The following is a 15797-nucleotide window of genomic DNA, read 5'->3' on the forward strand; positions in this document are numbered from 1 at the left end:
TCTGCGCCACAAAAGCAATCGTTTGCGTGAAAATGATGTTATCAAAATGCATAAGAGGCGCTCACATTTTTATATGTTTTAACTTGTGTTTGTCGCCATTTTTTTTTCTAATCGGGGATACCTGCTTTTGGCGTTGTTTATGGATGAACTTAGCGTCGTAGTATTTTTATATAAAATTAACAAATAAGACGGGGTACATAAATGTATCATCTTGATGTTTATGGCACGCTGGTTGCGGCCACTTTGGTTCTCTTGATCGGACGTAAGTTAGTGAAATCTGTTCCTTTTTTAGAACGGTATACGATCCCAGAACCTGTTGCAGGTGGGCTACTTGTTGCAGTTCTTTTATTAGCATTTAAATCTTTTATGGATTGGGAAGTGAGTTTTGACCTCTCGCTTAAAGATCCATTAATGCTAGCCTTCTTTGCAACGATCGGTTTAAACGCGAACCTCGCGAGCTTAAAAGCGGGAGGAAAAGCACTTTTTATTTTCATCTTTGTTGTGGTTGGGTTGTTGCTAGTGCAAAACACAGTCGGTATTGCATTGGCGAAAATGTTAGGCCTTGATCCTTTAATGGGATTACTTGCAGGCTCGATTACATTATCGGGTGGTCATGGTACGGGGGCGGCTTGGGGTAAAACGTTCGTTGAAAGTTATGGTTTCATGAGTGCGTCTGAAGTCGCAATGGCGTGTGCAACCTTTGGTCTGGTTTTAGGTGGATTGATTGGTGGCCCAGTTGCGCGTTACTTAATCAAAAATATTCCAACACCAGGACTTGGTACTGACGATCATGAAATGCCAACGGCGTTTGAGAAACCCACCACAGGTAGGATGATTACTTCAATGGTATTGTTAGAAACTATTGCGATGATCTCTATCTGTTTAATGGCGGGCACATTCCTTTCTCAATTATTAGAAGGCACTGCATTCTCATTGCCAACCTTTGTATGTGTCCTATTTATTGGTGTTATTTTAAGTAATAGCCTCTCAATGCTTGGTTTCTATCGTGTTTTTGATAGAGCGGTATCAGTTTTAGGTAACGTGAGTTTATCGTTATTTTTAGCGATGGCATTAATGAGCCTGAAATTATGGGAACTGGCCTCACTGGCGATCCCAATGCTGGTTATTCTAGGTGTTCAGGCGGGTGTTATGGCGTTGTACGCTATTTTTGTGACATTCCGTGTGATGGGTAAAAACTACGATGCGGCGATTTTGGCAGCGGGTCACTGTGGTTTTGGTTTAGGAGCAACGCCAACGGCGATTGCTAATATGCAAGCCGTTACGGATCGTTTTGGTCCTTCTCATCTTGCGTTCTTAGTTGTGCCAATGGTAGGGGCATTCTTTATTGATATTGTGAATGCGATAGTGATTAAACTGTATCTACTGCTACCATTCTTTACGCCTATAGCGGGATAGTTTTACTGTTGTAACTTGAGAAATATCTCTGTATTAAATCGCACCCCAACGTTGTTTTTCAGCATTGGGGTGTTTTTTATGGCGTGTTCTATTTTAATATCACGCCAAACCGCATTTAACGACATACTAAGGCGATGCAAAGAGTGATCTTATGCTTGGCTATATTGTGTCTTAGCAGGTAACCAGCGTTCGATTAAGGCTTGAGAATGCTTAGGGTAGTGTTGATGTAAGTAACGAGCAATACGTTGTACTTCAGGAATGAGCCCTTGGTCGCGTAATAAATCAGCCACTTTAAATTGCGCATTACCTGTTTGTTTGGTACCTAAAAGTTCGCCTGGGCCACGAATTTCGAGATCTTTTTGGGCAATGACAAAGCCATCATTGCTATCTCTTAATACTTGTAATCGTAAACGTGCAGTTTGCGTCAGTGGTGTTTTATAAAGTAAAACACAATGAGAGGCAATTGCACCTCGACCCACTCGGCCACGTAGTTGGTGTAACTGTGCAAGGCCTAGTCTTTCAGGGTTATCAATAATCATCAAACTGGCATTAGGTACATCAACGCCAACTTCGATAACGGTTGTTGCGACTAGAAGATGTAACTCATTTTCTTTAAATGCCGTCATAACAGCTTGCTTTTCAGCAGGTTTCATTCGACCATGTACAAGTCCAACTTTAATTTCAGGAAGTGCGAGTGTAAGTTCATCATAAATTACTTGAGCCGCTTGTGCTTCAAGTACGTCGGAATCTTCAATTAATGTACAGACCCAATAAGCTTGGCGCTTCTCTTCTGTACAGGCGAGCCTAATACGCTCAATAATATCATTACGACGAGTATCGGGGATGGCAACCGTGGTTACTGGTGTCCGTCCGGGAGGTAATTCGTCGATGATAGAAGTATCCATATCGGCATAAGCAGTCATTGCTAGTGTTCGTGGGATTGGTGTTGCCGTCATTACCAATTGATGTGGGTGAAAACCTTGTTCTTCACCTTTTTTCCATAAAGCAAGACGTTGATGCACTCCAAAACGGTGCTGTTCATCAATAATGACTAAGGCAAGGGCGTGAAATTTTACTTGTTCTTGGAAAATAGCATGAGTGCCAATAATAATAGAAACTTCACCATTCGCAATGGCGTTTTGTTGTGCTTCGCGAGCTTTCCCTTTTTGTTTTCCAGCTAACCAACCCACTTGAATACCAAAAGGCTCGAACCATTTTCTAAATGTCAATGCATGTTGTTCTGCTAATAATTCTGTTGGAGCCATTAACGCCACTTGCTTACCATTTGCAATGGTACGTAATGCACTTAATGCTGCAACTAGTGTTTTACCTGAACCTACATCTCCTTGGATAAGTCGCATCATCGGGTAGTTTTTTTCTAAATCATTTTCAATTTCATTGACGACACGTTGCTGAGCATTTGTGGGAGTAAAAGGTAGCATTGCGAGAAATTGCTGGCGTAATGTGGAAGTGCTTGGCATAAACAGCGGTTCTGCACGATAAGATTGCGCACCCGCTCTGGCATTCAGCATACCTAAATTATGAGCCAGTAACTCTTCAAGGATAAGCCTTTTTTGTGCGGGGTGTTGCCCTTTTTCAAGCTCTGCGAAGGCGATATCGGGAGGCGGATTATGTAAAGTGCGCAATGCGGCTGCTAATGGGGGTAAACCATGAATAAATTGATCAGGCAATAATTCATTAATAGCGCAGGTATCAAGTAATTCTAACGCTTGCTCTATCAGTTTACGCAATGATGTTTGGCGTAAGCCTTCGGTTGTGGAATAAATCGGGGTGAGTGTTTCTTGCAATTTAACCTCAGCACCTGCCACTTTAATTTTGTATTCAGGGTGGATAATTTCAGGGCCTCGGCTTCCTCGCTTTACTTCACCATAGGCGGTGACTTGTTTACCTTGAGCAAGGTTGTTTTTCATTGCTGCCGTAAAGTTAAAAAAGCGAAGCGTTAGAATACCTGATCCATCAGAAATTTGGCAGGTCATCATTTTTCGTCGCCCAAAACTGACTTCGGTTCTTAATATTTCACCAGAGACAGTGGCAGGAATACCGGGAAGAAGATCGCTAATAGCATAGAGGTGTGTTTGATCTTCATAACGCAAAGGAAGGTGGAGTAACAAATCCTCAATAGTCACAAGCCCTATTTTTGCCAGCTTGTCTGCCTGACTTGCACCTACGCCGTGAAGAGTGGTTAAGGGGATTGCATCAAGCAGTTTTCCTTTCATGAGATCAATACTCCGTCTTTTTTAATTTCCTAAGTTGCTTTTGTGTCATTTGCATTTCTGCCCACCATGAGTCAGGTGCTTCAATTTCACCACGACCATTAATGTATGGGCGAGGCAGGCCTTTTCGACGAGAAACTTCTGCTAAGACTGGATATCCACCTTCAAATAGCAGAATTTGTTGTTGTTCTTCTGTCAAGGTGCTCTCTGTTCGATTATACATACCTGCAGTCTGACGTTGTCGTTGTGCTTCATATAAAATTAAAGCACTGGCAACCGAAACATTCAATGATTGCACCATACCCATCATAGGAACAATGATATCTTGATCGGCAAGCGCTATCGCATCTTGTGAGATACCTGTTTTTTCTTGTCCCATAATAATACAAGTTGGGCGAGTGTAATCAATCTCACGAAAATCGACGGCTTTATCTGAGAGATGTGTCGCAAGAACTTGCATACCTTGATTACGAAAGGTACCTATGGCATCAGCGATTGTGGGGTGTGTTTCTACATTGACCCAACTGTTACTTCCTGCTGCCGGTGATACGAGCATTCGCATTTTTTCTTCAGGCCAAATAGCATGAATTTTAGGAATACCCACGGCATCAGCTGTTCTTATAACAGCGGCCACATTATGGGATTTATGCACTTCTTCAAGGCAAACTGTTAGGTCAGGTTGCCGCATCGCCATCATTTGGCAGATGCGGGTATATCGAATTGAATTCATGGCTAGTTTTTATTACGACTCACGCGCAGAACGTCAGGCATGATGCGAAGTTTGCGCATGATATTGGCTAATTGAATTCGGTCTTTCGCGGTTAAGCGAATAAAAGCACAATAAACACGACCATCTTTCTCTTCAGTATTCATGCTTTGAATACTTGAGTTTGCATCATTAATTGCAGCGGTTAAGTTTGCTAATGCACCTTGGTGGTTAATCATATCGACTTTAATTTCAGTAATGAAATCACTGTTGATCTCTTTATCCCACTCGACAGGCATGAATTTTTCAGGCTCTTTTTGATAGCCACGAATATTACGGCAAGATTCATGGTGAATAACTAAGCCTTTTCCTGGGCTAATATGTGCCACGATAGGATCACCCGGAATAGGGCGACAACATTTAGCAAAGGAGATTAATACGCCATCGGCACCTTTAATTGGCAGTTTAGGTGTTTCATCATTAGTTGCATTTGTTGGTGCGTTATCATCTTGATTTTGAGTATCAATTAATAAATTACGCGCGACAACAACACTCATGGTGTTACCTAAGCCAATCTCAGCCATTAAGTCATCAATGGAATGGAGCTTCATTCGCTTCAATTCACGCTCAATATTCTCGGCTGAAATATCAGCGAGCTTATGCTCACCTAAAGCGTGATTCAATAAACGGCGACCTAAATTAATAGAGTCTTCACGTTTTAAATTTTTCAGAAGTTGGCGAATTTTAGAACGAGCTCTTGAGCTGACGACAAAATTTAGCCAAGCTGCGTTCGGTCGTGCACCTGGAGCAGTAATAATTTCAACTGTTTGTCCTGTGCGTAGCGATTGTGAAAGAGGATAAGGTTGTCTATCAACTCTTGCGCCCACACACGCATGACCAATATCAGTATGTACAGCATAAGCAAAATCGACAGGAGTCGCGCTCGTTGGTAATTCAACAATGCGACCTTCTGGAGTGAAAACGTAGATTTCATCAGGAAAAAGATCTGATTTTACGTTTTCGATAAATTCAAATGAGCTACCCGCGCTTTGTTGCAATTCAAGTAGGCTTTGCATCCAGCGTTGAGCTCTTACTTGTGCGGTTGTGCCCGGTTGTTCACCTTGCTCTTTATAAGCCCAATGCGCTGCAACCCCCATTTCAGCCATTTGATCCATATCTTCAGTACGAATTTGCACTTCAACTGGCACGCCATGAGGGCCAATAAGTGATGTATGAAGAGATTGATAGCCGTTGGCTTTAGGGATGGCAATATAGTCTTTAACTCGCCCCGGACGTGGTTTATAAAGACTGTGCATTTGACCCAATACGCGATAACAGGTATCAACTTCTTTCACGATAACGCGAAAGGCATAGATATCCATAATCGAGTGAAAGCGTTGCTCTTTTAGCAACATTTTGCGATAGATAGAGTAGAGGTGTTTTTCGCGACCGTTAACTTTGCATTCAATATGCGCTTCTGTTAGGCGACCTTCAATTTCAGAGAGGATTTTATTAATCATCTCTTTGCGGTTACCTCGAGCAGCCTTAACAACTTCTTTTATAACACGGTAACGATTAGGGTGTAGCGCCTCGAAACCCAGCTCTTCAAGCTCTGTTTTGATATGATGTATACCTAAACGATGTGCCAAAGGGCTATAGATTTCGAGTGTCTCGCGAGCAATACGGCGACGTTTATCTGGGCGTAATGAACCCAGTGTGCGCATATTGTGAGTTCGGTCTGCCAGTTTGATTAAAATGACGCGAATATCTTTTACCATCGCCATAATCATTTTACGGAAATTTTCAGCCTGAGCCTCTTTTTTGTCTCTAAACTTTAATTTGTCCAGTTTAGAAACACCTTCAACAAGATCGGCCACCGTACTACCAAATAGGTTTTCGATATCTTGGAAGGTTGCAGGCGTATCTTCGATAACATCATGCAACAACGCCGCCATAAGCGTTTGGTGGTCTAATCGCATATCTGCGAGAATACACGCAACCGCAACAGGGTGAGTTATATAAGGCTCACCACTTGAACGAGTTTGTCCCTCGTGGGCATTTCGGGCGACGATAAAGGCTTTTTTAAGTTGTTCAACTTGCTCCGATGGCAAGTATTTTTGAACGATTTGATTCAGGCTTTCAAACAGGTACAAGGCAGACCTACCCCTATTTTATAAAACGATTAACGACGACCTTCCGCAATCGCTGAAACAGCTTGTAATTCTGCTGCTTCTTGCTCTTGCTGCTCTTGACGTTCACGAGCATCAAGAATTTTACCGTTAATCAGGCCTTCTTCGATCTCACGTAGCGCGACAACAGTCATTTTATCATTTTCTTCTGGAACTAAAGGATCTTTAGCGCCAACTTGTAACTGGCGCGCACGACGTGCTGCGACCAGAACGAGGTCAAAACGGTTACCAATTTTTTCTACAGCGTCTTGAACGGTTACGCGTGCCATATTTGTGTTACTCCACCATTAACGAAATGACTGGGCATAATACTGAAAGTTAACTCAGTCTGCCAATAATTTGCTGATTAAATCACCATGTCGTAGCGTTTGACGATCAAGGCGTAATTTTTCTGAACGAATAATTGATTGTAAATCAGCAAGCGCAGTATTGAAATCATCATTAATCAGCAAATAATCATACTCATTAAAATGCTCCATTTCTGATACAGCTTGTGACATACGTTTTGTAATCACTTCTTCGCTATCTTGGCCACGTCCACGAAGTCGGCGGTAAAGCTCTTCTTTTGACGGTGGCAGAATAAAAATACTACGAGCTTCTGGCATTGCTTTACGTACTTGTTGTGCGCCTTGCCAATCAATATCTAAAAAAACATCAACACCACTGGCTAAGATTTCTTTGATAACTTTGCCGGATGTACCGTAGTAATTACCAAAAACACAAGCATGTTCGAGGAAATCTCCACTCTCTATCATGCTTTTAAATTCTTCTTCAGTGACAAAGAAGTAATGTTCACCATGGCTTTCTCCCGGTCTCATAGGGCGAGTGGTATGGGAGACAGAAACCTGCGTGTCATATAAAGGCTGTGTTTTTAACAGCGCTTGAATAAGACTTGATTTACCCGCACCGCTTGGAGCGGAAACAATATAAAGAGTTCCTTGGATCATGATGACTTTCTGAATTTGACTGGAGAATTAAGTATAAATACATGTTTAGGGAGCAAATCCCCCATATAGTATACACATACAATGAATGACATACAGTGCCCATGTTTAATACAGGGATATTTTTTTCTTATTACGTTCTCTTTTTTAATTAGAAAATAAGAGAAAAATTAAACTATGCCAATATTAACATACAATTAAAGGCTCAGTGATAGGAATTACCTTTTATCATAATAGTGAAAAGAGATTATATTTTGAGATACCCCACAGAATCAAAAATAACCGCTGTTGTTAAAACAGCGATTCGTTAATCTTGATTCTCGTAATTAAAGACAGGTAGGCCCAATTTATAACGAATAGCGAGAAGTCGAGCCGTTAACCCAGCAACAAGGGTAATGATGATAATAACGTCTCTTGGTAATGGTGTATAAAACAGTAATCCCATATAAAGCCACGCAGCACCAAAAGCGATACCGGCATAAATTTCTTTTTGGAAAACTAAAGGAATGGTATTACAGAGCATATCCCTTAATACACCACCAAAAGCACCTGTAATCACCGCGGCAATAGCAGCAATAATTGGGCCATATTCCATATCGAGTGCGATTTGTGCGCCGATAATAGAGAAAACCATTAGACCGATGGCGTCTAGGATAAGAAAGAGTCGCTGTAAGTGTTTCATCATGGGGGCAACCCACATGGTGATAACAGCAGCACATGCAACAGTGACGATATATTCAGGGTGTTTTACCCAACCCAGTGGGTAATGGCCGAGTAGAATGTCTCTGACAGAGCCACCACCAATGGCCGTTGCTGAGGCGATAATAATTACGCCAAAAACATCCATTTTACGACGGCCAGCAGCAAGCGCACCCGTCATGGCTTCTGCAGTAATACCAATAATATAGAGAACACTAAGTAACATGATTTTCTAATTTTCTGACTATTTAGTGAGGATAGAGTAATTACCTTGCGAAAAAGTCTCGACTGAATTTTTTTAGTGCCAGGTAAAATTAATTAGTTTTTATAATGTGGAAATTTATTTCCCGATAAGGATAAATATGTCTTTTCAGGAACACCAGATTACGTTTGATAGCCGTCATCATCAGTTAACCAATATAAATGTTTGGACACCAGATAGCCAGTGGTTAGTCTATGATGTACGTCCCAATGGAGGATCTTTTACAGGTCTAACCATAGAAAAAATTCATGCGAAAACAAAACAGCAACAGATAATTTACACTGCAACACAAGGAGCATATGTTGGTGTGGCTACAGTATGCCCAACTGAACCTGTGCGTTATGCTTTTATTCATGGGCCTGAAAATCCAGATGATGAATGGCATTATGATTTTCATCATCGTCGCGGAGTGATTGTTGATGAGTCAGCGCAAAATCGTGCTTTTAATATCGATGCATGTTCACTGACCTCCCCATATCAAGCTGGTGCATTACGTGGGGGGACTCATGTTCATGTATTTAGCCCTGACGGTTTACGTTTAAGTTTTACATATAACGATCATATTATGCATGAATTGGGTAGTGAATATGATCAACGTAATGTGGCGGTTGCTGTGCCACTAAAAGCGGTAAATGTCGCTAAAAAACATCCTCGTGAATATGATGGTGAATATTTTTGCACTGTAATAAGCCAAACTGTTGCTCACCCACAAAAGGGAAGTGATGAAATTAATAAAGCTTATGAAGAGTGCTGGGTTGGTACTCAGGGCTATACAAAGGCTGATGGTTCACTACAACGCTGGGCAATTGCATTTATTGGCGATACCGTGAGTGAACAAGGCGATAAAGTTTCTGATATTTTTTTAGTGGATTTACCTGATGATAATCACGCTTTCAGTATTGAAGGTGATAAGCCATTGGCAGGAACTGACACAACAATGCCAGCGGTGGCTAAAGGTATTTATCAAATACGGCTAACAAATACAACTAATAGAAAATACGCAGGTGTTTTAAATCAGCCTCGCCACTGGCTAAGAAGCTCCCCAAAAGGTGATGCCATTGCTTTTTTAATGAAAGATGACAGCGGTGTTGTGCAGTTATATACAGTTTCGCCAAGTACGAAAGAGATAAAACAAGTGACCTCTCAGAATTGGGATATTCAGTCAGCCTTTACATGGAATAGTAACGGACAATATATCACCTTTATTTGTGATAACAGTGTGATGTTATGTAATGCAAAAACGGGTGAAATAACACGATTAACAGAAAAAACAGCACAAGCGCCAAGTAGTGATGCAGTCGTATTCTCTCCGAATGACCAATATATTGCATTTATGCGTGATGTTGATGGTTATCGCCAGATATTTACAGTAGAGACCGGAATTTAATATTAAACAAATAAGAGTATTAATATCATTATTAATACTCTTATTTTAATAATAAATATCTTCATTGTTTAAATAAAAATTAAGTTAGATCTCTAATTAAAAATGATATTTTTCAAAGTTAATAATTAATTAAAATAGAATGGATTTTATTTTTTTTCATTATTAAAGGGGATAAATATTATGTATGAAGAATATACAACGCAAGCTTTGCCTTCTAAAAAGTATAGAGAATTACTCGGAACTTGTTTTTGTGTATTTAATTCAAATAATAACTTTGTTATAGAAAACATCTTAAGATTAGATAAAAAATATTCTTGGCATATACTTATTGATAAAGAAACAGGACAGTTACTTGATGATGTAAAACAAACGATTAATCAAATATCAGGTCTCGAAATAGCTGATCGATTTTATGAAGTCATGGAAATGAGAAATAGGTTAGTACATTCATATCAAGTTAGTGCAGAAGATTGTGATGTTTCTGATGATGAAGATAATCAAATATTAGCGACAAAATACAGCAATGGTAAACAAGAATATATTACAGAAGATTTTTTATTTTATTTTATAGATAAAAATAAAGAATTATCAGAACGACTCTATGAGTTAAGAGATTTATAATTAAGTGTCTATTTTCATGCTTATAAAAAACCGATACCCTATAAGAGTATCGGTTTTTATTTCAAACAATATTCTATTCTTTATTGTAAAACAGAAATATCCGCGACTTTTAAGAATAGTTCACGTAATTGGCTTAACATAGTTAAACGGTTGATACGAACCGCTTCGTCTTCATCCATTACCATAACTTTATCAAAGAAGTTATTGACCACATCACGTAATGAAGCTAGTTCAACTAATGCTTCTTGATATTTACGCTCTGCAAATAATGGTGCCAACTTATCTTGTAATACAGAAAGATTAGCCGCTAATTGAACTTCTTCTGGTGCTTTTAATACGGAAGCTAAAACAGTGTCATTCAGTTTTACGTTAGCAGATTTTGCTAAAATATTAGAAACACGTTTATTGGCTTCTGCTAACGCAGAGGCTTCTTCTAATGTACGGAAATAAGTTACTGCTTTAACACGAGCATTGAAGTCAGCAGGTTGTGTTGGACGACGTGCTAATACAGCTTGAATAGTATCAATGCTGTAACCTAATTCTTGATACCAAGAACGGAAACGGCCTAACATAAATTCAACTACATCACTAACGACATTTTTATTCGTCAGTTTGTCACCGTAAAGGCGAACAGCTTCTTGCGTTAATTCTTCAATATCTAACGGTAAATCTTGCTCAACGATAATACGTAAAACACCCAATGATGCACGACGTAGAGCAAATGGATCTTTATCCCCTTTCGGATGTTGACCAATGCCGAAAATACCCGCAAGTGTGTCCATCTTCTCTGCGATAGCGAGGGCGCTAGCAACAGGATTAGAAGGTAATTCATCGCCTGCAAAACGAGGCTGATATTGTTCTTTTAGTGCAACAGCAACTTCTTCGGCTTCACCATCATGACGTGCATAATGCATACCCATAACACCTTGAGTATCTGTGAATTCGAACACCATATTGGTCATTAAGTCACATTTTGACAATAAACCTGCACGGGTTGCCTTATTAACATCAGCACCCATTTTGCTCGCAATAAAGCCAGCTAATGCTTGAATACGGTCTGTTTTATCACGCAGTGTGCCTAAATCTTTCTGAAATAATACGGTTTCAAGGCGTGGTAAGTTATCTTCTAAACGTTGTTTTCGGTCAGTTTTAAAGAAGAACTCTGCATCAGCTAAGCGAGGACGTACTACTTTTTCGTTACCACTAATGATCTGTTGTGGATCAGAAGATTCAATATTAGTGACGAAAATAAAGTTAGGTAACAACCCACCTTGTTTATCATAAACAGGGAAGTATTTTTGGTCACCTTTCATGGTGTAAACCAGTGCTTCAGCAGGAACGGCAAGGAATTTTTCCTCAAATTTTGCTGTTAACACAACCGGCCATTCAACCAATGAAGTGACTTCTTCCACTAAGCTATCGCTTAAATCTGCGATACCGCCAAGTTTTTCAGCAGCAAGACGAGCATCATGAAGAATAATTGATTTACGCGTTTCGTAATCAGCAATAACTTTTCCGCGCTCATAAAGAATTTCAGGATACTGATCTGCATTATCAATAGTGAACTCAGCTTCACCCATAAAGCGATGACCACGAATAATACGATCGCTTTGGATACCTAAAATTTCACCATCAATAACAGTATCACCTAATAATAAAGTGACAGTATGAACAGGACGTACAAAGTGAGTTTCTTTATCGCCCCAGCGCATTAATTTTGGAATTGGTAATTTGGATAATGCTGTGCTTACCATGCCAATCAGTAATTGGTTAACAGCTTCACCTTTTACTTCTGCACGATAAAATAACCACTCGCCTTTATCTGTTGATAAGCGTTCTGCTTGGTCAACAGTAATGCCATTACCTCTTGCCCAACCTTCAGCTGCTTTGGTTGGTTTACCTTCAGCGTCAAATGCTTGAGCAATTGCAGGACCACGTTTTTCAATGGTTCTATCTGCTTGCGATTTCGCCATATTAGCTACTTTGATGGCTAAACGGCGAGGTGCTGCAAACCAAGATACATCACCATGAGTGATATTGGCGTTGTCCAGCTCTGCAGTAAAATTAGCAGCAAAAGATTCGGCTAAAGAACGAAGCGCTTTCGGCGGTAATTCTTCCGTGCCGATTTCCACGAGGAAAGTCTCAGTTGTCATGATAGCCTCTTACTTTTTACACATAGGGAAACCAAGCGCTTCACGAGAAGCATAATATGCTTCAGCAACCGCTTTGGTTAAAGTACGGATACGTAAAATATAACGCTGACGCTCTGTCACAGAGATAGCTTTACGTGCATCCAATAAGTTAAAGGTGTGTCCTGCTTTTAAGATACGTTCATAGGCAGGTAAAGGCAGAGGTTTTTCTAACTCTAACAACTCGCGGGCTTCTTTTTCATACTGTTCAAAGCAAGAGAACAAGAAGTCTACATCAGCATATTCAAAGTTATAGGTTGATTGCTCAACTTCGTTTTGATGATAGATATCACCGTAGGTGGTTTTACCTAATGGTCCATCACACCAAACTAAATCATAGACGCTATCTACGCCTTGAATATACATGGCAAGGCGCTCTAAACCGTAAGTAATTTCGCCTGTAACAGGTTTACACTCTAATCCACCCACTTGTTGGAAGTAGGTAAATTGCGTGACTTCCATGCCGTTGAGCCAAACTTCCCAGCCTAAGCCCCAAGCACCGAGTGTTGGGTTTTCCCAGTTATCTTCTACAAAACGAATATCATGGATAGTTGGGTCTAAACCTAACTCTCTTAAAGAGCCAAGATACAGTTCTTGAATGTTATCAGGTGATGGCTTAATGATAACTTGGAATTGGTAATAGTGCTGTAAACGGTTAGGGTTTTCACCGTAGCGTCCGTCAGTTGGGCGACGTGAAGGTTGTACATAAGCCGCAGCAATAGGCTCTGGCCCTAATGCTCGTAAGCAGGTCATTGGGTGTGATGTGCCGGCACCCACTTCCATATCTAATGGTTGGACAATGGTACAGCCCTGGCGAGCCCAGTAATCCTGTAGTGTCAGGATAAGACCTTGAAAGGTTTTGGTATCAAACTTTTGCATGTTATATCCGCATGGCGATACATAGAATAAAAAGAAAGGTTTCAGTATACCTTCTAGACGAAAGATATACAGCAAGGAATGCGGGCAATTTTCCCTCGATCAAAAAAATAATCCTTTAATTGACTTTATGACTATGCTCAAAGAATTAGATTGAATTTTTTTTCACCTATTTACATGTATATTTATACAGTATATAAGTAATGCTATTGAAAGTTATTGATAACAAGGAATGAGTGAATGAGTAAACAACGTTGCGATTGGGTAACCAATGATCCTGAATATTTGGCATATCACGACGATGAATGGGGAAAACCTGAACGAGATAAATACAAGCTTTTTGAAATGATTTGCCTTGAAGGCCAGCAAGCCGGGCTATCTTGGTATACCGTACTCAAAAAAAGAGAGGGTTATCGTCGCTGTTTCTTTGGTTTTTTACCTGAAAAAATAGCCAAAATGACAGAGAAAGATGTTGAAGCTCTATTACAAGACCCCGCGATTATCCGTCATCAAGGAAAAATTAATGCCATTATTAATAACGCGCGTGTTTTTATGGCAATGGAAGAGCAAGGTGACGATTTTAGCCAGTTTATTTGGCAATTTGTTGATAATAAACCAATTGTTAATCAGTGGGATGATATATCCCAAGTACCTGCGTCTACTGAAATCTCAGATAAGATGGCAAAAGCGTTAAAGAAAAAAGGCTTTAAATTTGTTGGTACAACAACTTGTTACGCTTTTATGCAAGCTGTTGGTATGGTGAATGACCATATTCTTTCTTGTTTTTGTCGTAAAGAATAGAGTGAAAACACCAATAAAAAGTAAAATGTGAGTTGAGTTATCTTTAACTTAATAATTTATTGGTTTTATATTTCAATATTTAAATCTGTATTAATATTCCTATTTTATCATTTCTATTATAACTATTGATGCAGATTAAAGCTCGCGGTATGGTATTTCTTAACGAGAAAGCAACATAGAAGATACCTGCAAAGATGACTCAATTATCACAATTCGGGCAAAAATTTGCTCAGCATTCGGGCATTGCTCGCTTGATGCAAGATTTAAATGAAGGAATACGGACACCAGGTGCCGTGATGTTGGGAGGCGGTAATCCTGCGCATATTCCTGAAATGGACAACTATTTTCGCCAGTTACTTAAAAAGATGACAGAAAATGGCACGTTAAGTGATGCAGTTTGTAACTATGATGGCCCGCAAGGCAAAGATGCTATGTTACAAGCATTGGCGGTATGTTTAAAAGAGAAGTTAGGCTGGAATATTTCGGCAAAAAATATTGCATTAACCAATGGTAGCCAAAGTGCTTTTTTCTATTTGTTCAATTTATTAGGTGGAACAACCCCTGAAGGTAAGAAACGTAAAATTCTTTTTCCTATAGCACCTGAATATATCGGTTATGCCGATTCTGGATTAGAAGAAGATCTGTTTGTTGCAAATAAGCCAACTATAGAAATGTTGCCAAATGGGCAATTCAAATACCATGTTGATTTTGCTCATCTTGAAATTGGTGATGATATTGCGGCTATTTGTGTTTCTAGACCAACAAACCCAACGGGTAATGTTATTACCGATGACGAAGTTGAAAAGCTAGAGGATTTAGCTAAACGGCATAATATCCCTCTGATTATAGATAATGCTTATGGTGTTCCTTTCCCAGGTATTATTTTCACTCAAGCAACACCTCGTTGGAATGACAATACAATTCTTTGCATGAGCCTGTCTAAGTTAGGTTTACCCGGCGCACGTTGTGGCATTATCATCGCCAGTGAAGAGTTGATTTCAGCCATTACAAATGTGAATGGAATTATTAGCCTTGCACCGGGTGGAATTGGGCCAGCAATGGCATTAGAAATGCTAAAACGTGATGATTTGATGCGACTATCTCAAGAGGTAATTGGGCCTTTTTATCATCAGCGTGTGCTTGAAACCATTGATATTATTCGCCGTTACTTACCTGAAGAACGTTGCCTTATTCATAAACCTGAAGGCGCTATTTTCTTGTGGCTATGGTTTAAAGACTTGCCTGTTTCTTGTGAAGAGTTATATCGTCGTTTGAAAAAACGTGGTGTATTAATGGTGCCGGGACATTACTTCTTTCCGGGATTAGAAGATTCATGGGATCATGCTCATCAATGTATGCGTATGAATTACGTACCTGAGCCTGAATTGATAGAGAAAGGAATAAAAATTCTGGCTGAAGAAATCGAGAACATCTATCAGCCAGTGAATATCTAATAAAAATGCCCCTTCAGCG

Annotated in this window: 13 protein-coding genes; 5 read left to right on the forward strand and 8 right to left on the reverse strand. The window is 39.9% G+C overall.

Annotated features, from left to right (window positions below):
* The first annotated feature begins 201 nt into the window (after window positions 1-201).
* Window positions 202-1416, forward strand: a complete 1215-nt coding sequence (gene gltS, locus ABN217_RS09570; protein ID WP_072068823.1) for a sodium/glutamate symporter — start codon at window positions 202-204, stop codon at window positions 1414-1416.
* 149 nt (window positions 1417-1565) lie between these two features.
* Here the strand turns inward: gltS and recG are convergent, their stop codons facing one another.
* The 6 genes from recG to ABN217_RS09600 form a co-directional block, all read right to left on the reverse strand.
* Complete coding sequence (gene recG / locus ABN217_RS09575; protein WP_349459351.1) at window positions 1566-3653, reverse strand: ATP-dependent DNA helicase RecG; 2088 nt, start codon at window positions 3651-3653, stop codon at window positions 1566-1568.
* A 4-nt stretch (window positions 3654-3657) separates the two neighbouring features.
* Window positions 3658-4380, reverse strand: a complete 723-nt coding sequence (gene trmH, locus ABN217_RS09580) for a tRNA (guanosine(18)-2'-O)-methyltransferase TrmH (RefSeq protein WP_349459352.1) — start codon at window positions 4378-4380, stop codon at window positions 3658-3660.
* Window positions 4381-4382: 2 nt separating this feature from the next.
* Window positions 4383-6509 (reverse strand): bifunctional GTP diphosphokinase/guanosine-3',5'-bis pyrophosphate 3'-pyrophosphohydrolase, encoded by a 2127-nt coding sequence (spoT, locus tag ABN217_RS09585; RefSeq protein ID WP_072068820.1) that lies wholly within the window; start codon window positions 6507-6509, stop codon window positions 4383-4385.
* Window positions 6510-6538: 29 nt separating this feature from the next.
* Window positions 6539-6814: a DNA-directed RNA polymerase subunit omega gene (rpoZ, locus tag ABN217_RS09590; protein WP_006534607.1), complete on the reverse strand. Its 276-nt coding sequence runs from the start codon at window positions 6812-6814 to the stop codon at window positions 6539-6541.
* A 54-nt stretch (window positions 6815-6868) separates the two neighbouring features.
* Window positions 6869-7492, reverse strand: a complete 624-nt coding sequence (gene gmk / locus ABN217_RS09595; RefSeq protein ID WP_072068819.1) for a guanylate kinase — start codon at window positions 7490-7492, stop codon at window positions 6869-6871.
* Window positions 7493-7796: 304 nt separating this feature from the next.
* Complete coding sequence (locus ABN217_RS09600; RefSeq protein WP_072068818.1) at window positions 7797-8414, reverse strand: trimeric intracellular cation channel family protein; 618 nt, start codon at window positions 8412-8414, stop codon at window positions 7797-7799.
* A gap of 136 nt (window positions 8415-8550) precedes the next feature.
* On the opposite strand from ABN217_RS09600, the gene ABN217_RS09605 reads away from it, so the two are divergent.
* Together ABN217_RS09605 and ABN217_RS09610 are read left to right on the forward strand one after the other, a co-directional pair.
* Entirely contained in the window at window positions 8551-9837 is a 1287-nt protein-coding gene (locus tag ABN217_RS09605) for a YidR family protein (RefSeq protein ID WP_197269789.1), read from the forward strand.
* Window positions 9838-10017: 180 nt separating this feature from the next.
* Window positions 10018-10458 (forward strand): selenium binding protein, encoded by a 441-nt coding sequence (locus ABN217_RS09610; RefSeq protein WP_196554377.1) that lies wholly within the window; start codon window positions 10018-10020, stop codon window positions 10456-10458.
* An 80-nt stretch (window positions 10459-10538) separates the two neighbouring features.
* Here ABN217_RS09610 and glyS read toward each other — a convergent pair whose 3' ends face one another.
* Window positions 10539-12611 carry a glycine--tRNA ligase subunit beta gene (gene glyS / locus ABN217_RS09615; RefSeq protein ID WP_115351126.1) on the reverse strand — a complete coding sequence of 691 codons (2073 nt, stop codon included), beginning with the start codon at window positions 12609-12611 and terminating at the stop codon, window positions 10539-10541.
* Between the two features lie 9 nt (window positions 12612-12620).
* On the reverse strand, window positions 12621-13526 hold the full coding sequence (glyQ, locus tag ABN217_RS09620; protein WP_004246832.1) for a glycine--tRNA ligase subunit alpha: 906 nt from the start codon (window positions 13524-13526) through the stop codon (window positions 12621-12623).
* 237 nt (window positions 13527-13763) lie between these two features.
* Between glyQ and ABN217_RS09625 the strand changes: the two genes are divergently transcribed.
* On the forward strand, window positions 13764-14324 hold the full coding sequence (locus ABN217_RS09625) for a DNA-3-methyladenine glycosylase I (RefSeq protein ID WP_196554376.1): 561 nt from the start codon (window positions 13764-13766) through the stop codon (window positions 14322-14324).
* 194 nt (window positions 14325-14518) lie between these two features.
* Entirely contained in the window at window positions 14519-15778 is a 1260-nt protein-coding gene (locus ABN217_RS09630; RefSeq protein ID WP_197269790.1) for a valine--pyruvate transaminase, read from the forward strand.
* Window positions 15779-15797: the final 19 nt, after the last annotated feature.

Source organism: Proteus sp. fly-1067, from assembly GCF_040139345.1.
In the GTDB taxonomy this organism is placed as follows: Bacteria; Pseudomonadota; Gammaproteobacteria; order Enterobacterales; family Enterobacteriaceae; genus Proteus; species Proteus vulgaris_B.